Genomic DNA, 20,891 nt, shown 5'->3' on the forward strand with positions numbered 1-20,891 from the left:
GAGTATGTTTAATTGGAAATTAAAAGATGTAATAATGGTTTGTATTTTTTCAGTGGTATTTTCATTTATCTATCTATGGGCTGTATATTTAGCTAATTTTATGGCGACACTATTAGCACCATTTGGATTAGCTCCATATGCCTATGAGATAGTTTTTGGTGTGTGGTTTATGGCTTCTACATTTGTTCCATATATTATTCAAAGAGCTGGAGTAGCTACAATTTCAGAAGTTTTATCTGCTGTAATAGAGGTAATTATGGGAAATATGTTTGGACCAATAGTTATTTTATCTGGAATAATTCAAGGAATGGGACCAGAGCTTGTTTTTGCAAGAAAAGGTTATAGAGATTTCTCTATGAAAAATATGTGTATAGCTGCTGTAGCTGCCTGTGTATTTAGTTTTATATGGGGATTTGTAAGAGGAGGATATGTAAAATTTACTCCTATGTATATTTTAGGAATGTTTATTGTAAGAGTGATTAGTTCTATATTCTTTGCTGGTATTATCTCTAAATTATTAGCTGAAAAATTAGCAAAAACTGGGGCTTTAAGTAGTTATAGATTAGGGCAAGACGAGATAGAGGAGTAAGATGGAAAAGTTAGTTTGTAAAAATATAACTTTTAAATATTCAGAAAAATCAAAAAGAGAGATAGTTAAAAATTTCTCTCTTTCTTTTAATTCTGGAGAAATTTATCTAATTACTGGTTTTTCTGGCTGTGGAAAATCTACACTTGCTTATATACTAGCTGGACTTTATCCAGAACATAAGGGAGTATTAGTAGAGGGAGATATTATTTTAGATGGCAAAGAGATAGAAAAATATTCTACACAGGATAGAGCTAAAAAGATAGGTATGATGTTTCAAAATACAGATACACAATTTTGTATGGAAAGTGTAAAGGAAGAGGTAATCTTTACCTTAGAAAATATTAATTATCCTGTGGAAGAGATGGATAAAAAGGTAGATGAAGTATTAGAGAAGTGTGGAATATTATATCTAAAAGATAGAGAGATAAGTACTCTTTCAGGTGGAGAAAAGCAAAAAGTTGCATTAGCTACTATTTTAGCTTTAGAATCAGAGATTATAATATTAGATGAACCTTTTGCAAATGTAGATATATTTTCAGCCCAAGAGATAATAGATATTCTTTTAGAATTAAATGGAAAAAAAGAGACTACTCTTATAATTATAGACCATAGATTATCCCTTTGGAAAAAAGTAAATTATAATTTAATTACTTTAGATAGAGGGTGTAAAATTTCAGATGAAAATTTAAATATATATTTGGAAGATAGAGAAATTTCAGATAAAAAAAGATATATAGATGATGAAATAGGAGATAATATATTTGAGATTAAGGACTTAGAGTTAGGTTATGGAAAAAATATTTTAGCTGAAAAACTTTCATTTAAGATATCAAAGGGAAAAATAACTTCAATAATAGGTAAGAGTGGAGCTGGAAAAAGTTCTCTTTTAAATCTTTTAGTTGGAATTGTAAAATATAAAAAGGGAAGTATACTGTTTGAAGGTAGGGAGTTTAAAAAATTAAAGGATAGAGAGTTATTACAGGAGATAGGAATAGTTTTTCAAAATCCTCAAAACCAATTTATAACCTATAAAGTAATAGATGAACTACTTTTTACTTTAAATAGAGTATACAAAAATCAAAGTGAAAAAAATATAGAGAGAGCTGAAAACTTACTTAGAGAGTTTAATCTTTACGAGTATAAAAATTTTTCTCCTTACTCGTTGAGTCAAGGACAGCAGAGAAAACTAGCTGTTCTTTCAATGTTGTGTGGAAACCAAAAGGTTTTACTTTGTGATGAGCCAACATATGGACAGGATAATAAAACTAGTAGGGAGATTATGGAGTTTCTGTCAAAAAAATCTAAAGAGGGGCTTAGTATAATTTTAGTTTCTCACGATATAAACTTAGTAGTTGAGTATTCAGATTGTATATATGAATTTAAAGATAAGGAGATGAGAAGAGTTGAGTATATCTAAATTAAATCCAGGATATAAAGGGTTGACAATATTTCTAATATCTCTTATTCTCTCTTTTGAATACAACTACTATATTAATTTTTCAATATTTTTGATATCTATTTTACTTATGATAATTTCAAAAGTTAATATAAAAAAACTGTGTATTTCATTTTTACCAGTAATAATTATGGCTCTTGGAATATTTTTTACTGGATATTTTTATGGTAGTGAAGAGGTAAGTACTAATATAAATGATATGACAAAAATTGTTGTAACTATGGAAAATAGTGAAAGTGGTTTACAGCTTTCTGCAAGAGTATTAGCTTACGCAGGATTGGGATTTTTATTTGTTTATACCACTAATCCAAGACATTTTATATTGAGCCTTATGCAACAATTTAAACTTTCAGAAAAATTTGCTTATGGTATAATGGCTGCTTATAATTTTATTCCCATAGTGAAAAATGAGTATAGAAATATCTCATATGCTTATAGAGCGAGGGGAGTAAAGAGAAATCTTTTTATGTTACCTATGTTGGTTACAGCTATCCGAGCTTCTGAAAATATAGCTATGGCAATGGAATCAAAGGGGTTTCAAGTTGGAAGTAAAAGAAGTCAGTATGTAAAGTTGAAAGTTAATAAAATAGATTATCTACTTTTGATTTTTTTACCTAGTTTGATACTGTTTTTAGTAATTAAATTTTAAAAATTGTAACTACTCAGCAATTTATGATTTAAAAAGAAAACTAAGAATTGTTCTCTATTCCAAGAAGTTGAATAAGAAATATCTTTAAGAATTACGGAGATTGAAAAGAATATTAGAGTAAGTTAGAGAAAACGAGTGCTAAAAAACATAACTGTTTGAGGCGTAGCCGAGTTTTATGTTTTTAACGAGTTGAACTTTACTTACTCTTTATTCTTTGAACGAGAGTAATTCTTAAGATTTGATAAATTACACAACTCTTTGAGTTTTCTTAAATCAATCTACTGGCTGAGTAGTTACAAAAAATATTACATTACAACAATTTTATAAAAAATATTTAATATTCATATAGCTCTAAAGGAAGACCATCTGGGTCTTTAAAAAATGTAAATTTTTTTCCTGTTATCTCATCTATTCTAATTTCTTCACACTCAATATTGTAACTTAACAATTTTTTTCTTTCATCTTCTATATCATCCACTTCAAAAGCTAAATGTCTAAGACCTCTTGCTTCAGGATTATTTACTCTTTTAGGAGGATTAGGAAATGAAAATAACTCTATTTGATAAATTTCATTAATTTTTAAATCTAATTTATAAGATTTTCTTTCTTCTCTATATGTTTCTTTTAAAATTTTAAATCCTAAAATATTAGTATAAAAATTTTTAGATTTTTCATAGTCAGAAACAATAATAGCTACATGATGAATTTTTTTAATATTTAACATAGTTGTTCTCCTTATGTTAATTAGATTTATAGCATTAGGACTTTTTAATTAAGAATTTATACTCCCATTTTTTGTAATATCTCCTCTATAATATCATCAGAACGATATCCAGCAAAATACTCTTTGCTTACATTTTCAAAACCAATATTTCTATATTTAGCAGGTCTTCCTACATATCTTGTTACAAATTCAAAATTTTCATCTAATATAGCAAGAGTAGGAACAACATATAACTCCTCAGAGATATTTAATTTTTCTCTAAGATATTTAAAACCTCTTCCTTCTGTTATGATTCTAAGTTTTATATTTGGGTTAATCTCTGTCATTTTAACAAGTACAGGTATAGTAGCTCTTACATATGGACACCAAGATTCAGCACTTAATAAAAAATTATAAGGTTTATCAAGGTTCTTTATTTTGTTAGTGTACTCTTCACAAATAGAAATAACCTTAGTTATCTCTGCAATTTTTTCTCTTTCACTAGCACTTGCAATACTTAAAAAAGTTTCATAACTCATTCCTGTTTCAAATAATTCTTTATACTCCATTATAATACCTCCTAATATTTTTAGGTTTAATATTTAACCTTTTTTAATACACATTTAATTGCCTCTTCAATAGAGGTAAATCCTCTTATCTCCTCTTTAGATACAAGAGAATTTATCTCTTTTTGACTGTACCCTAGAGCTTCTAATGCTTCATACAATTCATCTTCAATAGCAAAACTTTCAAATAGATTTTCATCTTGAGTAAATAGATTTCCAATAGCTTTAAGTTTTCCTTTTAAATCTAAAATTACTTGTTGAGCTTTTTTCTCTCCAAGTTTCGGAACTCTCTTAAGTGTAGCATAATCATTTTCAGCTACTATTTTTCTAAGTTGCTCTACATCAAAAGTAGACATAATAGAAAGGGTAAGAGATACACCTACACCTTTCACACCTAAAAGCATCTCAAAAAGATTTCTCTCTCTTTCCTCTAAAAATCCAATCAGCTTAAAAGCATCCTCTTTTATATAGTTAAATATGTAAAGTCTAACACTCTCTCCAGTTTTAATCTTATCATAAACTCTAAGGGATATATTTACCTTATATCCAACCCCATTTACATCAAGAGCTAAGTAATCAGGTTTCTTATACTCTACCTTACCTTTTAAATATTCAAACATCTATTCTTTCTCCTTTTTTTAAAGTTACTTTAAAGTAAGTTTATCTTCTGCTACTTCTAAAATTTCTTTTTTCTTTCTCCCTCTTTTTTTAGGTACAGGGATAATTTTTCTATCTTCTACTGCATTCTCTAGCATTCTTTTTATATATTTTCCTGTATAACTTTTCTCTACCATAGCTATATCCTCAGGAGTACCACAAGCTACAACAGTTCCTCCTCTATCTCCACCATCTGGTCCAATATCAATTATATAGTCAGCAGTTTTTATTACATCTAGATTATGTTCTATAATAACTACACTATTTCCTTTTTCTACAAGTCTATTTAAAACCTCTAGAAGTTTTCTAATATCTTCAAAGTGCAGTCCAGTAGTTGGCTCATCTAAAATATATATAGTTTTTCCTTTAGTCATCTTAGAGAGCTCTGTAGCCAGTTTTATTCTTTGTGCTTCCCCTCCAGATAGAGTAGTAGCTGGTTGTCCAAGTTTTATATAATCAAGCCCTACATCTATTAATACTTTTAGCTTTCTTTCAAGAGCAGGTATATTTTGGAAAAACTCATAAGCTTCTGCCACACTCATATTTAAAACGTCAGATATAGTTTTCCCCTTATAAAATACATCAAGAGTCTCTTTGTTGTATCTTTTTCCCTTACACACTTCACACTCTACATATACATCAGGTAAAAAGTTCATCTCTATTTTGATAATACCAGCTCCTTGACAAGCTTCACATCTTCCACCTTTCACATTGAAAGAGAATCTTCCCTTTGTAAATCCATGTGCTTTTGCATCTTTTGTTTCAGCAAAAAGAGTTCTAATATCATCAAATAGTTTTGTATATGTAGCAGGGTTAGAACGAGGTGTTCTACCAATAGGGCTTTGGTCTATATTGATTACTTTTTCTAAATGTTCAGTTCCCTCAATAGATTTATATTCAAGAGGATAGAGCTTTCCTTTATTTAATTTATTAAACAGTGCTGGGAAAAGAGTATGATTGATAAGAGTAGATTTACCACTTCCACTTACACCAGTAACAACTGTCATCACTCCTAAAGGAATCTCAACATCTATATTTTTCAGATTATTTCCCCTTGCTCCAATAACTTTTAGAGATTTATCCCAACTACGTCTAGTACTAGGGATATCTATTTTTAATTCACCTTTTAAATATTTTCCAGTAAGAGAGTTAGGATTTTCCATAACCTCTTGTGGAGTTCCATGAGCTACAATCTCTCCACCATAAGCTCCAGCTCTAGGTCCAATATCTATTATCTCATCAGCTTGAATCATAGTGTCTTCATCATGCTCTACAACAATTAGAGTATTTCCTAAATCTTTTAATCTTCCAAGAGTAGCTAGTAATTTATCATTATCTTTTTGGTGTAGTCCTATACTTGGCTCGTCTAATACATAGAGCACTCCAGTTAGACCAGACCCAATTTGAGTAGCTAGTCTTATTCTTTGAGATTCTCCTCCAGAAAGAGTTTTAGTCTCTCTTCCAAGACTTAAGTAATCAAGTCCTACATTTATCATAAAGGATAACCTTTCTCTTATCTCTTTTAATATCTCTTTAGCAATTTTTTCCTGTTTAGATGTTAAAGTTATTCCGTTGAAAAAATTTAGAGCATCTTTTATACTCATATCACAAAGTTCCATAATATTTTTATCTCCAACTGTTACAGCTAGGACTTCAGGTTTTAATCTTTTACCATTACAAACTTTACAAACTCTCTCTATCATATATTTATTTTCTATCTCTTCCTTCATAGCATCAGAGAAAGTTTCATAATATCTTCTCTCTAAATTTTTTACAGCTCCTTCATACTCTTTATAACCATGGAATTGGAAGTCATCTCCCTCATAATCAAATCTAAATTTTTCAGTAGCTCCATGAAAAATTATATCTAAATCTCTTTTACTCATCTCTTTGATAGGCTTAGATATATCTATGTTGAAAGCTTTAGCCATAGATTTAAAAATCTCCCAACTATATCCTTTTCTGCTAGAAGCTCCTGGAATATACATACCACCATCAAGAATAGAGAGTTCCTCATCTTCAATAAGTTTATTCTCATCTACTTCAAGTTTTTTTCCTATTCCTTTACATTCAGGACAAGCACCAAATGGAGCGTTAAAAGAGAAAAGTCTAGGACTTAAGTCTGGAATACTTACTTCATCATGTTCAGGACAAGCGTAGTTTTCACTGTAACTAAAATCCTCTCCATTTACATTTAATATTATTTTTCCGTTAGATAGTTCTGATGCACTCTCTACTCCTTGGGTAAGTCTACTTTGAAACTCTTTATCCTCTTTTTTTAGAATCAATCTATCAATAACTACTTCAATATTATGCTTTTTATTTTTATCTAAGATAATTTCATCTTCTAAATATAAAATCTCTCCATTTACTCTAGCTCTTACAAAACCTTTTTTTAAAAGATTAAGAAAAAGATTTTTATGAGTACCTTTTTTATCTTTAACTACAGGAGAAAGAATTATCATCTTATCTCCCTCTTGAAATCTTTCTAAAGCTCCCTCTACTATCTCTTCTATACTCTGTTTTTCTACAGGTCTATTACACACAGGACAGTGAGCAGTACCAATATGAGCAAACAGAAGTCTCATATAGTCATATACCTCTGTAATAGTTCCAACAGTAGAACGAGGGTTTCTGTTAGTTGTTTTTTGCTCAATAGATATAGCTGGAGCTAATCCCTCTATACTATCTACATCTGGTTTTGTCATCTGTCCAATAAATTGTCTGGCATAGGCAGATAGACTTTCTACATATCTTCTTTGTCCCTCTGAATATATTGTATCAAAAGCAAGAGAAGATTTACCACTTCCACTTACCCCTGTTATTACTACAAATTTATTTTTGGGAATTTCTATATCTATATTTTTTAAATTATGCTCTCTGGCACCTTTTATAACTATTTTATCAAGCATAAAATTGTACACCTCTTTATCTATAAATATTTATTTTTCACTTTATATTATACACTATTTTTATCAGAATTAAAAGATTGATGATATTTTATTTTAAAATGAAGATTAAAATTGACAAATAAATTTAAAAAATATATAATAGTAACAATGTTTGGTAAATAAAATTTAAAATGAAAGGAGTAACAATGAGAGTAGATGCTATTTTTATAAATGCTCTAACACTGATAGCTGTTTTAAATCCCTTTGGAAATGTTCCACTCTTTATAGGAATGACAGAGGGAATGGAAAAAGAAATAAGAAACAAACTTTTTAAGATGATAGCTATAACAGGATTTTTTATAACATGGATTTTTAGTTTATTTGGGGAATTTTTAATGACTAATTTCTATAAAATAAATATGAATGAGTTGAAAATGGCTGGAGGCTTGATTTTAATTTTGATGGCAATTAAAAATTTAATCTTCTCTCCACAGAGAAAAAGAACTTCAGAAAAGCAACTTTCTCCAGATGAACAGATAAAGCAAGCTGTAATACCTATGGCTTTTCCAATGTTAGTAGGGCCTGGAAGTTTGACTACAGCTCTAATTGGACGTTCTGAGAATGGACTTACAAGTAATAGTTTTTCTATTTTAGTAGCTTTTATTATAATCTATTTAGTATTAATGGTAGGAAATTATTTAGAAAGAATATTTGGAAAATTAGTACTTTATATATTATCAAAAGTGATGCAGATATTTATTATGTCTATAGGATTTAGAATATTCTTTGATGGATTATCACATATGATAAATTTTTAAAAATAATTTAGATAGATTTATTTAAGTTTAGTGATATAATATATAAAAAAGGGGAAGATATGTTATGTTATTAATAAATTTAGAAAAGGATGAAATGATTGTAGCAGAAGCTCAAGCAGCACATATTACAATGGTTTTAATGGTACCAAAACCTCAACCAGGAATATTATATATAACTAATAGAAAGATTGCATTTGCTCCAACTCAAGGAAGTATGTATTCAAAATTTGAGTATTTATTAGGAGAGATAGAAGCTTTTTCAGTAGGAATGTTGAATACATTAACACTTATGACAAAAGCAGGAAAAAAACATAAAATAACAGGAATGTTTAATAAGAAATTGATTGAAGGATTAAAAAAAGTAGGAGTAAAGGAGATTTAAAAAAGAGAGATTTTAGCTAAGAATTAACTTAGTTAAAATCTCTTCTTTATTTTAAAAACTAATTTTTATTTTCCAAAAATATTTGTAGCAAATATACTTTTAAATCTTATTTTTTTAGCTTTTGTTGAATCTATATATCTGATACTAAATCCTGTATAACCATAGATTATAGAGATTATAGGATTGATAAGATTTAAGAAACAGTAAGGAACATAAATCCAAGGAGCAATACCAAGAGCAGCCATCATATATGCTCCACAACTATTCCAAGGAATTAGAGGTGATGTCATTGTTCCAGCATCTTCTAAAACTCTGGATAAAGTAGTAGGATGTAAATTTCTACTAGCATAAGCATCTTTATATATTCTTCCTGTTATTACTATTGAAAGATATTGTTCAGCAGCAAGTATATTAGTAGCTATTGAAGTAAATACAGTTGCTAGTATTAAGCTTCCAGTTGATTTTGCTATACTTAATACTTTATTTGCAACAGCACTTAACATTTTAGCTCTTTCCATAGCTCCTCCAAGAAAAAGAGCACAAATAATAAGTGTCACTGTCCACATCATACTATTCATTCCACCTCTAGTTAAGAGTTCATCTACAAATTGATTTCCAGAATTAGATACATATCCAATTTGCAATGCTGTAATAAAATCCTTTACAGTAGCTCCCTGAAAAATTACAGCTCCTACCCCTCCTATTAAAGTTCCACAAAATAGTCCTGGAATAGCTGGAACTTTTTTTACAACTAATACTATTGTAATTAAAGGAATTATAAATAAAAGTGGAGTGATATTAAATTCTTGATTTAATACTACAAATATTTTATTTAATGACTCTGTATCTACTCCTATATCTGAATATTTTCTTCCTATAAAAATAAAAAGAATAATAGTTATTATAAAACTTGGTATAGTTGTGTAGAGCATAGCTTTAATATGTTCAAAAATATCAGAACCTGCCATAGCAGGAGCAAGATTTGTAGTATCAGAAAGGGGAGAAAGTTTATCGCCCATATATGCTCCAGAAATTATAGCACCTGCAGTGATTTGTGGAGGAATTCCTAGTCCTGCACCTATTCCCATAAGAGCTATTCCGATAGTAGCTGCTGTACTCCAAGAGTTTCCAGTAGTTAGTGCTACTATTAAAGATAAAATAAGTGCAGCAGGTAAAAATATACTTGGAGATATTATTTTTAAACCATAAAATATCATAGTAGGAACTACTCCAGATATTATCCAGCTTCCTACTAACATTCCAATTACTAAAAGAATTAAAACAGCTTCCATAGAAGATTTTATAGTATTTAAAATTCCTTCAATTAAATAAGCCCATTTGTATTTTAAAACGAACATAGCTATAAAAACAGCTAACATTCCTGAAATAATAATAGGGATGTGTGGGGAGGCTTGGGTATACCTTATAGTGTATGTTAAAATACATACCAAAAATGTTAATGGTATTACAGCATGAATAAATTTTGTTTCCTTCACTTCTCCAAATGAATCATTTTTCATAGGAAAATCCCTCCCTTTTTAATTTAGATAAAATAAAAAGCACCATAGTTGGTGCTTTTAAAACATAATTAAAAGACCCTCTCACTGGTTCCTCATATGACGAGGTTAGCAAGAGTATCGCTCTTTGAATGGGCCCCCCGCTTTTAGATTAATTATAATAGTAAAATTATAAATAAAAACTAAGCGTTAGTTCATTTCTTATTTTCGGACTTATTATAGTACAAATAGAGGTTCAAGTCAAGAAGTTTTTATATTTTATTTTAAAGTTATTTTTTATATTAAAAAATTTAAATTTTATTTAGAAAAAAAAGAATTTTTCTTTTTAAAGTGTAGTGAATCTCCCCACTCTCCATAAACTATCTCATCACCGATGGCTTTTACATTGTTGTCCATAATCTCTTTAGCCTTTTCAACACTATCATTAATTCCAGGTTTATTATCATAAAGAAGATATTTATTTTTATGTTCAAGTGCTGTAGCAGTAGGCATAAGAATATTAGCACCAGCTAAAAGTCCTTTTTCTCTTCCTTGTGGGTCAAGTCCTTGAAGAGCAGTAGTTGCTGCAATATTAACATCTTTTAAGAAAATTCTAGTAATAGCTATCATTTTTAATCCCAACTCTACTCTTTTTTCTTCACTGACTACAATATCTTTCCACTCTTGTCCAAGGGGGGTATCTTTATGTAGAATATATGGTCCCATACCTATCATATCTATATTCATATCTTTATAGAATAAGATATCATTTACTAAATCTTCCTCTGTTTGATTAGGTAATCCTATCATTACTCCTGTTCCTACTTGATAACCTATATCTCTTAAATATTCAAGACATTTTTTTCTAACTTCAAAAGTATGTTTATTATCCATAGGATGTAGATGATTATAGATATCCAAATTAGTTGATTCAATTCTAAGCAGATATCTATGAGCTCCAGCCTCAAACCATCTCCTATATGTTTCTTTACTTTGTTCTCCAAGAGATAGGGTTATTCCTAATTTACCATTAGAAAAGTTTTTTATTTCTTTTATTAAATTTTCTATAAATGAAACAAACTCCTCATCTTGTCTTTCTCCAGATTGAAGAGCTATTGAGGCATAATTATTTTCATATATCCACTTGACAGCTTCCATAATTTCAGATTTAGACATAGAAAATCTATCAACTTTATGATTATCTCTTCTAATACCACAGTACTTACAATTTTTGATGCACTTGTTACTTATTTCTATAAGCCCACGATAATATACTTTTTTTCCAACATACTTAGCCTTTACTTCATAAGCTTTTTTAAATAATAAATCTAAATCCTCTTTGTTATCTATTTTCATTAGTTCAATCAAATCATTTTTTGAAAAATCTTCTTGCTTTAAAATATTTTTTATTTTTTCAGACATATTTTCTCCTATCAATTATATCTAACCATAACTTGTTTTCTCTCTTGAAATCTATATTGCTTGAATCCTATATGTAGATGTCCACGTCTTGGATAATAGATTAACTGGTCAAAACTTTCCAATCTATTTTTTACTCTTTCATACTCTTTTTTTCCAGCACTTCCTTTTTTCAGTATAATATCTACAGCCATTCCCTTTCTATGTCCAGAAGATGAAGAACCACCTACTGCTCTATTTAATCTAGCACTTCTAAACCAGCTACTAACTACTACAGGTCTACCTAATATTTCTCTGACTTCATCAAGTCTTCTAGCTGTATACCTTATATTAGTTCTTTCGCTCCAACTAGGAGTATTTTTAATTCCTCTTCTAATAGCAGTACTACTATATGTAGCTTCTCCCATAGTGAAGTATTTAGAGATTTTTTCATTTTTATCTATTCCAATAGATGAACAACCAATAAAAAAAATTATAAAAAATAGAAAAGAAAGAATTTTTTTAATAATCATAGTATTCCTCTTTTCTTTTTAGCATATTCAACAGCTATGATACTTTTTCCATCAGAAAGAGAATCAATAGAAATAGTTTTTAAACTCTCTTTTTCTACTACTACAAACTCATCTTCATCTAGATTTTGCTGAGTTTTAACCAAATCTTCAGCATAATAGAGATAAAATTTACCAGCAGACATACCAGGGCTCATAAAATATTCACATATTTTTTCTATTTTATTAGCTCTATAGCCAGTTTCTTCCTCTAATTCTCTAAGAGCAGCATTCATAGGACACTCATCTTTTTCTAAAAGGCCAGCAGGAATTTCTAAAGTGACCATATTCACAGCAGGTCTGTACTGTTTTACTAAAAGGATAGTATCATCTTCAAAAACAGCAGCTACTCCCACAGCATCTCTTTTTCCAGTAAAAGTCCAATCAACAATTTTATTGTTAGGTAACTTTAATTTTCTACTAAAAACTTTTATATGCTCATTTTTAAAAATCTCTTTTTTTTCTAATTCTTCAAATTTATCCATTGTTAACCTCTATTTATTCATCAATTCTCTAACCTTATATAGGATTATTCCAGAAGCCATAGCTACATTTAATGACTCGGCACTTCCATATATAGGAATGATTACAGTTTCATCAGCAACTTTTAAGAAATTATCACTTACTCCATTTCCTTCGCTTCCAAAAATAATAGCATTTTTTTCACTTAATGTAATATCTGTGTATTCAATAGAATTATTTTCAAGAGCTGTTACAAGAAATTTATATTTTTTTTCTTTTAAAAATTGGATAAGTTGGAGCTCTTCCATATACACTATATTCATATTAAATATAGAGCCCATACTACTTCTAACACATTTTTCGTTATAACAGTCTACGCTTCCTTTAGTGAGAATTATATCTTTAAAACCTGCAGCATCAGCTGCTCTAATAATTGTTCCTAAATTTCCAGGGTCTTGTATTTTATCTAAAACAATTATATTATTATTTATTTTTCCTATATTAGTTTCACAATATGGATATACCAAGATTACTCCTTGTGAATTTTCTTGAGAAGTTAAATCTTTAAATATTTTATCATTTACTACAATTTTTCTACAATCAAATCTCTCTAATTTAGTAGTTATGTTTTCAAAATCTTCAAAATTTTCTTTTAAGATAATTAAATCTGGTATATAAGTAAAATCTAAAAATTTTCTTCCTTCAGCTAGAAATTTTTTTTCTTCCTCTCTATATTTTCTTTGCTTTAATTTTTTTACTTTTTTTATTGTACTATTATCTAAACTATTTATAAATTCCACAATATCCTCCTAAAATTTAACTACTTCTCATTATAGCATAAAAACCTTATTATTTACAGATTATAAAATATGTATTATAATTCTATTGAATAAATTATTAATTAAGGAGTAGAAAATGTTATCATCTAAATTTATAAATTTTATGAAAGCTATTAATAGTGGAAGATTAGAAAAGCTTTCTTGTGTTGTAGAATTAGGAAGAGTAGGAGTTCGTATGGCTGAAGAATATTCTACAAGATTTGATTTATTAGATGTAGAGCAGTGCCTATATCTATCAGAATTTCAAACTCCACAGTTAGAAAAAGCAGAAAAACATCTTTTAAACTTAGTAAAGAAGAATGACCCACTTTTTTCTCTGCTAGAATATTATGATAATTATCCTTATTCTTATTCTGATATAAATTATTTTTTAAAGGGTGTTTAAAGAGTGGGGTAGAGATATCTATTAAGGCGGTAAATCCAAGTGCTAGAAATAGTTATTTTAAAAAAGTAAAAAAATTAGAAAAATCTCTAAGATATCAGAAGTTTTTAAGACCTTGGTTAAATGAAAAGTATCAAGTAGAAGAGGTTTTAAAGGACTTAGAGGAACATAGTATACAAAAATTTAACTTAGTAAATGAAATAAAGTTTACTAAAAGTATGACAGATTACTTAGAAGAGTATAAGGATGTAAAATTTTTAAAAAGAATAAAATTTCCAAAAGTGTATACATATTTATCTTCAGAAGAAAAAGTAGCTTGTGAATATATTTATGGTAGTTATTTTTATGAATTATTACAATATAATAGATTGGCTTACAAGGATGTTTTAGATTTAATTAGAGCTCAACTGTTTTTTATATTAAAGGTTGGAATTTTTCACAATAATTTACATTCTGGAAACCTTATTTTAAGTGATGAAGGAAATATATATTTCTTAGATTGTAACAGTTTAGGGGTTTTAAAAACTCAGACAAGAGAGGGATTATTTAAGATTTTAAAATTTACATTAAAAGAAGAGTTTAAAGAGGTAGCAATAACCCTTAATGAGATTTCAGAGAAAAAATTTACAATTGAAGAGATAGAAACTCTAGCTAAGAAAATTGAAGATATTTATTCTATAAATTATACAACTAATAATACTTTTATTAGGAAATTGATGGAAATATTTAAAGTTGCAAATAATTTTGGAATAGTATATGACAAAGATATTTTTTCTGCCTTTAAATCCTTTATATATTTAGATAAAATGGTAAATAAAACAAAAGATAAAAATAGTATTTTCAAAGATGACTTATTAAGAGTTTTAGATGAAATAGAAGAGTTTATTAAGAGCAGTAATAACTAATTGACTTAATTTGAGTTTCATATTAAAATATAATATATGCAATATGCAAAATTAATTTTAGGAGGTTGATAAATGAAAAAAATATTGGCAGCACTTATTTTAGCTATGGCAGTAATAGGTTGCGGGGGAAAAGAGAAAGATAAAAATGTGCTTTATGTGTATGGTTGGGCTAATACTATACCACAAAGTATCTATGAGGATTTTGAAAAGGAAACTGGAATAAAAGTTGTAGAAGATATCTATTCTTCAAATGAAGAGATGTTTACAAAATTAAAAGCTGGTGGAGATGGATACGATATTGTTATGCCATCTGCTGATTATGTGGAGATAATGGCAAAAGAAGGAATGATTGAGAAATTAGATAAATCTCAATTACCTAGTTATAATAATCTTGACCCATTAGTATTGGAAAAATTACATCATTTTGACCCAAATAATGAGTATGAAGTTCCTTATTTAATTGGAGCTACAATTATAGCTGTAAATAAAAAATATGTTCCTGAATTCTCAAGAGATTACTCTATCTATGAGATGACAGATTTAAAAGGAAGAATGACACTGTTAGATGATATGAGAGAGGTAATGACTTCAGCTTTAGGAATGTTAGGATATTCACAAACTGTTACTGATGAGAAAGCAATTGCTCAAGCAGCAGAGTTAATAAAAGTTTGGAAGAAAAATATAGCAAAGTTTGATGCTGAGTCTTTTGGAAAAGGATTTGCAAGTGGAGATTTCTGGGTAGTACAAGGATATCCAGATAATATTTTTAAAGAGTTAGATGAAACAGAGAGAAAAAATGTAGAAATGATAATTCCAGAAAAAGGTGGAACTGCTTATGTAGATTCTTTTGCTCTTTTAAAAACTGCTCCTAACAAAGAGAATGCTTATAAATTTTTAGAGTATACTTTAAGACCAGAGGTGGCAGCAAAAATGGCAGATGCTTTAGAAACACCATCTGTTAACTTAAAAGCTAGAGAGCTTATGACAGTAGAGCCACTATTTGAAATCTCTGACTTAAAAAATGTACAAGTATTGAGAGATATAAATACAACTCTTGATTTACAAAATAAATATTGGCAAGAAATATTAATAGCTGATTAATTTGGAGGATAAAATGAAATTTTCTATAATAAGAGAGCAACTTATTTCTGTTCTTTCTGAATATACAAATATTTTAAAAGAAAATCCAATTAAACCTATTGTTTCAGGATTAAAAATTATAGCTAAAGATAATCAAGTAATTTTTATAGGAACAAACTTAGAAATAGAACACATTAGAAAGATAGAAGCAGAAGTTGAAAGAGAAGGAGAAGTAGTTTTAAAACCATTTTTACTTCTTGAGTATATAAAGCTTTTAGAAGAGGATAAAATAGAGTTTTCTAGTGAAAATGGATTTGTAGCAGTTCATCAAGCTGAGTTTTCTGTACTAGAAGGTGGAAGTTATCCAGTTATTCCAGAACTAGAATCTCAAAGTCTATTAACAATTGAAGGAAATCGTTTGGTACAGCTTCTAGATAGAGCAAAATTTGCTGCTTCACAAAGTGCTGATAATATTCAAATAAATTGTGTAAGAGCTGTTTTTAAAAAAGAAGAGTTAAATCTTGCTTCAACAGATTCATATAGATTGCTTTTCTTAAGAGAAAAAGTAGAGTGTAATGAAAATAAAGAACTATCTATTCCTATGGAAACAGTAAATATTTTATGTAAACTTTTAAAAGATTATAATAAAGAGATACATCTAGGTTATAGTGGAGAAACATTAGTAATAACTTGGGAAAACTCATATTTTTCAAGTAAGACAATTGGACTACAATATCCAGATTTTAAAACTATCTTAAGAATTTCAGCCTTTGAAAAAAGAATGGAGTTTAATAGAGATGAGTTAAGAAGCGCTATTAAAAGAGTAATAACTGTTGCTAAGACAAGTTTAGATGCTAAATTTGGAGCAATATTCAATTTTACAGGGAAAATGATGGTTATAAATGCTTTCTCTGGAAGAGCTAAAATAAATCAAAAAGTTAATATGCTAAAAGAGGGAGAGGATTTTAAAGCTTCTTTAAACTGTAAATTTTTAGCAGAATATATTGATAATATCTCTAATAATGTGATAATCAGTGGAAATAATGCTTCTTCTATGTTTGAAATAAGAGAAGAAGGAAATGAAGATTATATCTATATTCTTATGCCACTAGCTTTAAGAGATTAAATAGACCTTTATCTCATTAGAAACACAAGAATAACTTTCGTTCAAAGAATAAAGAGCAAGTATGGCTCGGTTAACTAAAAACACAAAACTTGACTTCGTCTCAAACAGTTGTGTTTTTTAGCATTTACCTTCGCTGACTTGCTCTATTTATTCTTTTCAATCTTTGTTATTCTTATATTTTAATTTTTTATTTATCAATTCACTAATTTAAAAAGTGTAACTTACAGATTTGCGAAAATATACTTACTTAAATTTAATAATAAACTTATAGTCGTGTAATTAATATTTCAATTTCTTGTAGTCTGTAGCAACTCTTAGTTTTCCTTGCTATTTAGATAAATTTCTATTTTCTTGCACACTCACTAGCAGAGCCTACTAATATTTCTAATCCATGTTTTAGCTCTGAAATTATATAAGTTAAAGACTCTTCAACAGCTTTTGGACTACCAGGCATATTTATTATAAGAGTATCTTTTCTTATACCAGCAGTGGCTCTAGATAACATAGCCCTTTTAGTTATAGTAAGAGAGTAAGCTCTAATTGCTTCTGGTATACCAGGAACTCTTTTTTCTATTATTTCTTCAGTAGCTTCTGGAGTTACATCTCTTTTAGAAAATCCAGTTCCTCCAGTAGTTAAAATCAAATCTGCGTGATTATTATCACATATTTCTATAAGAGTATCTTTTATTTTTTGAAAATCATCAGAGATTAAAACTTTTTTTGTAATCTTATATCCATTTTCTAATATAATTTTTTCAATAACTTGAGTAGAAATATCTTCCCTTTCCCCTTTTGAACCCTTGTCACTCATACATACAATAGCAACTTTAAACATTGTTTTTCACCTCATAAAAAATTTTTATTTCTTTTATTTAATTATATCATAAATTCTCAATAAATCTTGAATTTTTTTATTAAATTTGTTATCATTTATTTAGAGAAAAATATTAAAATATGGGGTGGTTATATGAAAAAGATGTTATTATTTATCTTAGTTGGAATTTTATCACTATCTTCTTTAACTTTTTCTAAGGAAGAAAAAGTAGAGATTACAGTAAGTGCTGCAGCTAGTTTAAAAGAGGTTATGGAAGAATTAAGTGAAAAATTTCAAAATGAAAATAAAAATGTAAAAATAAATCTTAATCTTGGTGGATCAGGGGCTTTAAAAAATCAGATTTTAGCAGGAGCACCAGTAGATTTAGTTTTCTTTGCTTCGCAAAAAGATTTAAAGGATTTGGATAATAAAGGTTTTATAGAAAAAGAGTATCAAAAGGATATTTTGAAAAATAGATTAGTAGTAGCTGGAAGAATAACTATAGACTCTTTGGATAAATTAGTAGGAAATAGTGTGGCTATAGGAATTCCAGAAACTGTTCCTGCTGGAAAATATTCTAAAGAGTCTTTTATTAATGCTGGTATTTGGGAAAAATTACAAGATGATATAGTATATGCAAAAGATGTAAGAAGTGCTGCTCAGTATGTTGATTTATATGAAGTAGATTATTCATTAATTTATAAAACAGATGCTAGAGTTTTAAAAAATAGCGAAATAGTTTATACTGTTCCAGAAAATTTACATACTCCAGTTGTATATAGTTATGGAATTATTAAAGATAGAGCTAATGAAAATGTAGTAGAATTTTATAACTTTTTAAACTCTAATACAGCTAAAAAATTATATGAAAAGTATGGTTTTGAGATGGCAGAATAATTATGATAAGTTTAAATTTAAAAATAATTTTATTGACTTTAAAAATAGCTACAATTTCTACACTACTTGTAACGATAGTATCAGTTTTACTAGTATGGTTATTAGATAGGAATAATTCAAAATTAAAAAATATATTTGAAATGCTAATCAATCTTTCACTTTTTATTTCACCAAGTGTACTGGGGTATATACTTATATTAATTTTAGGAAAGAGAGGAGTAGTAGGAGCTATACTTTATAAATATTTTGATATTTCTGTAATATTTTCTTGGTGGGCTGGAATTATAACAGCTTTTATAGTTACTCTTCCTCTGATGTATAATAGTGTAAAAACGGGGATGGCTTCTCTCAATCCAGTTTATTTTGAAGCTGGACGGGAGGCTGGAGCAAGTGAGTTCCAAATTTTAAGATTGATAACACTTCCACTTATTAAAAGAAATATTTTAGCTGGAATGGTACTCTCTTTTGGAAGAGCAATGGGAGAGTTTGGTGCTACTCTTATGTTAGCAGGAAATATCCCAGGACGTACACAGACAATATCTATGGTAATATATTCAGCTTCAGAGAGTGGAGATACAAAAACAGCAAACTTTTTTTTAGTTATAATTTTATTAATAAGCTTTATTATAATGATGATTTATAATTATTTATTTAAAAAAGAAAGGGATAATATATGAAAAAAATAAAAACAGTAGATGCTGTGGGGTATGTACTTCAGCATGATATTACTCAAATTCTTCCAGGTGAGTTTAAAGGAAGAGCTTTTAAGAAGGGGCATATTATAAAAGAGGAGGATATTCCAAAGCTTTTAAGTTTAGGAAAAGACCATATATATGTTTTTGAATTAGGAGAGGTTGGAGTACATGAAAATGATGCTGCTCTTATTTTAGGAGATTTAGGTAGAGGAGAGAATATTTATACAGATGATGAGATAAAAGAGGGAAAAATAAATTTCAGAGCTAAATGTGATGGAATTTTAAAGGTAGATAGTGAAAATCTTTTAGAGTTAAATATGTTAGGTGAGATTTCCTTTGCTACATTGCCAAATAACTATCCAGTAGAAGAGGGAGAGTTGATAGGAGGTTCAAGAGTCATCCCTTTAGTTGTAGCTAAGGAAAAAATGGAGATGGCAAAATCTCTAATTAAAACTCCACTATTAAAAGTTGTTCCTTATAAAAAATATAGAGTAGGAATTATAACAACAGGAAATGAAGTTTTTTATGGAAGAATTGAAGATAAGTTTGGACAGGTAATAAAAAATAAACTTTCTGAATATGAGTGTGAAATAATAGGACAAGTTCTTTGTCCAGATGATAAAGAGATTATTAAATCTAGAGCTAAAGAGTTTTTAGATAAAGGTGCAAATATGCTAATTTTTACTGGAGGAATGTCAGTTGACCCAGATGACTTAACACCTAGTTCTATTATAGAAATGGGAGGAGAGTTAGTAACTTATGGAGCACCTGTTTTACCAGGAGCAATGTTTTTATTATCATACTTAGGAGATATACCTATGATGGGACTTCCAGGATGCGTTATGTTTGCTAAAAGAACTATATTTGATTTAGTTTTATCAAGAGTTATGACTGGAGAGAAGCTAAGTAAGAGAGATATAATGATGTATGGGAATGGAGGATTATGTCAAACTTGTGAGGTTTGCCACTATCCTAACTGTTCTTTTGGAAAGCAGGGATAATAATGGAATTTACACATTTTAATGAAAAAGGTAGAGCTAGAATGGTAGATGTTAGTGAGAAAAACGAAACTCAAAGAAGAGCCATTGCTAGAGGATACATTCAAATGAATCCAGAAACTATTAAGATGATTAATGAAGGAAAGATGAAAAAAGGAGATGTTCTATCTGTTGCTCAAGTGGGGGGGATATGTGGAGCTAAAAAAACTTGGGATTTAATTCCAATGTGCCATAATATATTGCTTACTGGAGCGGATATATCTTTTGAAGTAGAAGAGGATAGAGTGTGGATAGAGGCTGTTGTAAAAACTACTGGAAAAACAGGAGTAGAGATGGAGGCTCTAACTGCTGTATCTATTGCTGCTCTCACTATCTATGATATGTGTAAAGCTGTAGATAAGCATATGATAATAGGAGATGTAAAGTTAGTAGAAAAAACAGGTGGAAAATCAGATTTTAGATTAAAATAGTAAGGGAAATTATAAGATAATAAAAAATCAAGAATTACTTTCTTAAAAA

23 protein-coding genes are annotated in these 20,891 nt (G+C 28.7%); 13 read left to right on the top strand and 10 right to left on the bottom strand.

The features are described 5' to 3' along the window. The first annotated feature begins 4 nt into the window (after positions 1 to 4). From FMAG_RS05115 to FMAG_RS05125, 3 genes are read left to right on the top strand one after another with little or no spacing between them, the layout of a single operon-like run. Entirely contained in the window at positions 5 to 589 is a 585-nt protein-coding gene (locus FMAG_RS05115) for an ECF transporter S component (RefSeq protein WP_005884666.1), read from the top strand. Between the two features lies 1 nt (position 590). Continuing rightward, complete coding sequence (locus FMAG_RS05120; RefSeq protein ID WP_005884667.1) at positions 591 to 2,006, top strand: ABC transporter ATP-binding protein; 1,416 nt, start codon at positions 591 to 593, stop codon at positions 2,004 to 2,006. After that, a complete protein-coding gene (locus FMAG_RS05125; RefSeq protein WP_005884668.1) occupies positions 1,993 to 2,694 on the top strand; it encodes an energy-coupling factor transporter transmembrane component T family protein in 702 nt (233 codons plus the stop codon). The genes FMAG_RS05120 and FMAG_RS05125 overlap by 14 nt, the downstream gene beginning before the upstream one ends. A 334-nt stretch (positions 2,695 to 3,028) precedes the next feature. On the opposite strand, the gene gloA2 is transcribed toward FMAG_RS05125, so the two are convergent. Genes gloA2 through uvrA form a run of 4 tightly spaced genes read right to left on the bottom strand, consistent with a single transcriptional unit; the run spans position 3,029 to position 7,532 of the window. Then, on the bottom strand, positions 3,029 to 3,418 hold the full coding sequence (gloA2, locus tag FMAG_RS05130) for an SMU1112c/YaeR family gloxylase I-like metalloprotein (RefSeq protein ID WP_005884670.1): 390 nt from the start codon (positions 3,416 to 3,418) through the stop codon (positions 3,029 to 3,031). Positions 3,419 to 3,474: 56 nt separating this feature from the next. Further along, positions 3,475 to 3,966 carry a thioredoxin family protein gene (locus FMAG_RS05135; RefSeq protein ID WP_005884672.1) on the bottom strand — a complete coding sequence of 164 codons (492 nt, stop codon included), beginning with the start codon at positions 3,964 to 3,966 and terminating at the stop codon, positions 3,475 to 3,477. Between the two features lie 26 nt (positions 3,967 to 3,992). Next, positions 3,993 to 4,583 (bottom strand): Holliday junction branch migration protein RuvA, encoded by a 591-nt coding sequence (gene ruvA / locus FMAG_RS05140; protein WP_005884673.1) that lies wholly within the window; start codon positions 4,581 to 4,583, stop codon positions 3,993 to 3,995. 24 nt (positions 4,584 to 4,607) lie between these two features. Continuing rightward, a complete protein-coding gene (gene uvrA / locus FMAG_RS05145) occupies positions 4,608 to 7,532 on the bottom strand; it encodes an excinuclease ABC subunit UvrA (protein WP_005884676.1) in 2,925 nt (974 codons plus the stop codon). A 185-nt stretch (positions 7,533 to 7,717) separates the two neighbouring features. Between uvrA and FMAG_RS05150 the strand changes: the two genes are divergently transcribed. Together FMAG_RS05150 and FMAG_RS05155 are read left to right on the top strand one after the other, a co-directional pair. Further along, positions 7,718 to 8,329: a MarC family protein gene (locus FMAG_RS05150; protein ID WP_005884678.1), complete on the top strand. Its 612-nt coding sequence runs from the start codon at positions 7,718 to 7,720 to the stop codon at positions 8,327 to 8,329. Between the two features lie 64 nt (positions 8,330 to 8,393). Then, complete coding sequence (locus FMAG_RS05155) at positions 8,394 to 8,711, top strand: hypothetical protein (protein ID WP_005884680.1); 318 nt, start codon at positions 8,394 to 8,396, stop codon at positions 8,709 to 8,711. A gap of 65 nt (positions 8,712 to 8,776) precedes the next feature. Here FMAG_RS05155 and nhaC read toward each other — a convergent pair whose 3' ends face one another. The 5 genes from nhaC to FMAG_RS05180 form a co-directional block, all read right to left on the bottom strand. Continuing rightward, positions 8,777 to 10,231 (bottom strand): Na+/H+ antiporter NhaC, encoded by a 1,455-nt coding sequence (gene nhaC / locus FMAG_RS05160; RefSeq protein WP_005884682.1) that lies wholly within the window; start codon positions 10,229 to 10,231, stop codon positions 8,777 to 8,779. 294 nt (positions 10,232 to 10,525) lie between these two features. Further along, on the bottom strand, positions 10,526 to 11,629 hold the full coding sequence (gene hydE / locus FMAG_RS05165) for a [FeFe] hydrogenase H-cluster radical SAM maturase HydE (RefSeq protein ID WP_005884684.1): 1,104 nt from the start codon (positions 11,627 to 11,629) through the stop codon (positions 10,526 to 10,528). An 11-nt stretch (positions 11,630 to 11,640) separates the two neighbouring features. Next, on the bottom strand, positions 11,641 to 12,138 hold the full coding sequence (locus FMAG_RS05170) for a D-Ala-D-Ala carboxypeptidase family metallohydrolase (RefSeq protein WP_005884686.1): 498 nt from the start codon (positions 12,136 to 12,138) through the stop codon (positions 11,641 to 11,643). Further along, entirely contained in the window at positions 12,135 to 12,659 is a 525-nt protein-coding gene (locus FMAG_RS05175) for an NUDIX hydrolase (RefSeq protein ID WP_005884688.1), read from the bottom strand. Before FMAG_RS05175 ends, FMAG_RS05170 begins: the two co-directional genes overlap by 4 nt. Before the next feature lie 9 nt (positions 12,660 to 12,668). Beyond that, a complete protein-coding gene (locus FMAG_RS05180; protein WP_005884690.1) occupies positions 12,669 to 13,436 on the bottom strand; it encodes a TrmH family RNA methyltransferase in 768 nt (255 codons plus the stop codon). Positions 13,437 to 13,551: 115 nt separating this feature from the next. On the opposite strand from FMAG_RS05180, the gene FMAG_RS13245 reads away from it, so the two are divergent. The 4 genes from FMAG_RS13245 (at position 13,552) to dnaN (ending at position 16,968) form a co-directional block, all read left to right on the top strand. Beyond that, complete coding sequence (locus tag FMAG_RS13245) at positions 13,552 to 13,860, top strand: hypothetical protein (protein WP_005884693.1); 309 nt, start codon at positions 13,552 to 13,554, stop codon at positions 13,858 to 13,860. A 20-nt stretch (positions 13,861 to 13,880) separates the two neighbouring features. Beyond that, on the top strand, positions 13,881 to 14,762 hold the full coding sequence (locus FMAG_RS13250) for an AarF/UbiB family protein (RefSeq protein WP_261660749.1): 882 nt from the start codon (positions 13,881 to 13,883) through the stop codon (positions 14,760 to 14,762). A 72-nt stretch (positions 14,763 to 14,834) separates the two neighbouring features. Further along, positions 14,835 to 15,863: an extracellular solute-binding protein gene (locus tag FMAG_RS05190; RefSeq protein ID WP_005884698.1), complete on the top strand. Its 1,029-nt coding sequence runs from the start codon at positions 14,835 to 14,837 to the stop codon at positions 15,861 to 15,863. Positions 15,864 to 15,876: 13 nt separating this feature from the next. Further along, positions 15,877 to 16,968, top strand: a complete 1,092-nt coding sequence (dnaN, locus tag FMAG_RS05195; protein WP_005884700.1) for a DNA polymerase III subunit beta — start codon at positions 15,877 to 15,879, stop codon at positions 16,966 to 16,968. Positions 16,969 to 17,311: 343 nt separating this feature from the next. Here the strand turns inward: dnaN and FMAG_RS05200 are convergent, their stop codons facing one another. Beyond that, positions 17,312 to 17,803: a MogA/MoaB family molybdenum cofactor biosynthesis protein gene (locus tag FMAG_RS05200; RefSeq protein ID WP_005884702.1), complete on the bottom strand. Its 492-nt coding sequence runs from the start codon at positions 17,801 to 17,803 to the stop codon at positions 17,312 to 17,314. 132 nt (positions 17,804 to 17,935) lie between these two features. Here FMAG_RS05200 and modA point away from each other — a divergent pair, with 132 nt between their 5' ends. The 4 genes from modA to moaC are packed head-to-tail and all read left to right on the top strand — an operon-like array spanning position 17,936 to position 20,842. Continuing rightward, complete coding sequence (gene modA, locus FMAG_RS05205; protein ID WP_005884704.1) at positions 17,936 to 18,679, top strand: molybdate ABC transporter substrate-binding protein; 744 nt, start codon at positions 17,936 to 17,938, stop codon at positions 18,677 to 18,679. A gap of 2 nt (positions 18,680 to 18,681) precedes the next feature. Then, on the top strand, positions 18,682 to 19,356 hold the full coding sequence (gene modB, locus FMAG_RS05210; RefSeq protein ID WP_005884706.1) for a molybdate ABC transporter permease subunit: 675 nt from the start codon (positions 18,682 to 18,684) through the stop codon (positions 19,354 to 19,356). Continuing rightward, the gene (locus FMAG_RS05215) at positions 19,353 to 20,375 is read left to right on the top strand and encodes a molybdopterin-binding protein (RefSeq protein ID WP_005884708.1); all 1,023 of its coding nucleotides are present in this window, start codon (positions 19,353 to 19,355) and stop codon (positions 20,373 to 20,375) included. The genes modB and FMAG_RS05215 overlap by 4 nt, the downstream gene beginning before the upstream one ends. Positions 20,376 to 20,377: 2 nt before the next feature. Beyond that, the gene (moaC, locus tag FMAG_RS05220) at positions 20,378 to 20,842 is read left to right on the top strand and encodes a cyclic pyranopterin monophosphate synthase MoaC (RefSeq protein ID WP_005884710.1); all 465 of its coding nucleotides are present in this window, start codon (positions 20,378 to 20,380) and stop codon (positions 20,840 to 20,842) included. Positions 20,843 to 20,891: the final 49 nt, after the last annotated feature.

Origin of the sequence: Fusobacterium mortiferum ATCC 9817, assembly GCF_000158195.2 — a bacterium.
In the GTDB taxonomy this organism is placed as follows: domain Bacteria; phylum Fusobacteriota; class Fusobacteriia; order Fusobacteriales; family Fusobacteriaceae; genus Fusobacterium_A; species Fusobacterium_A mortiferum.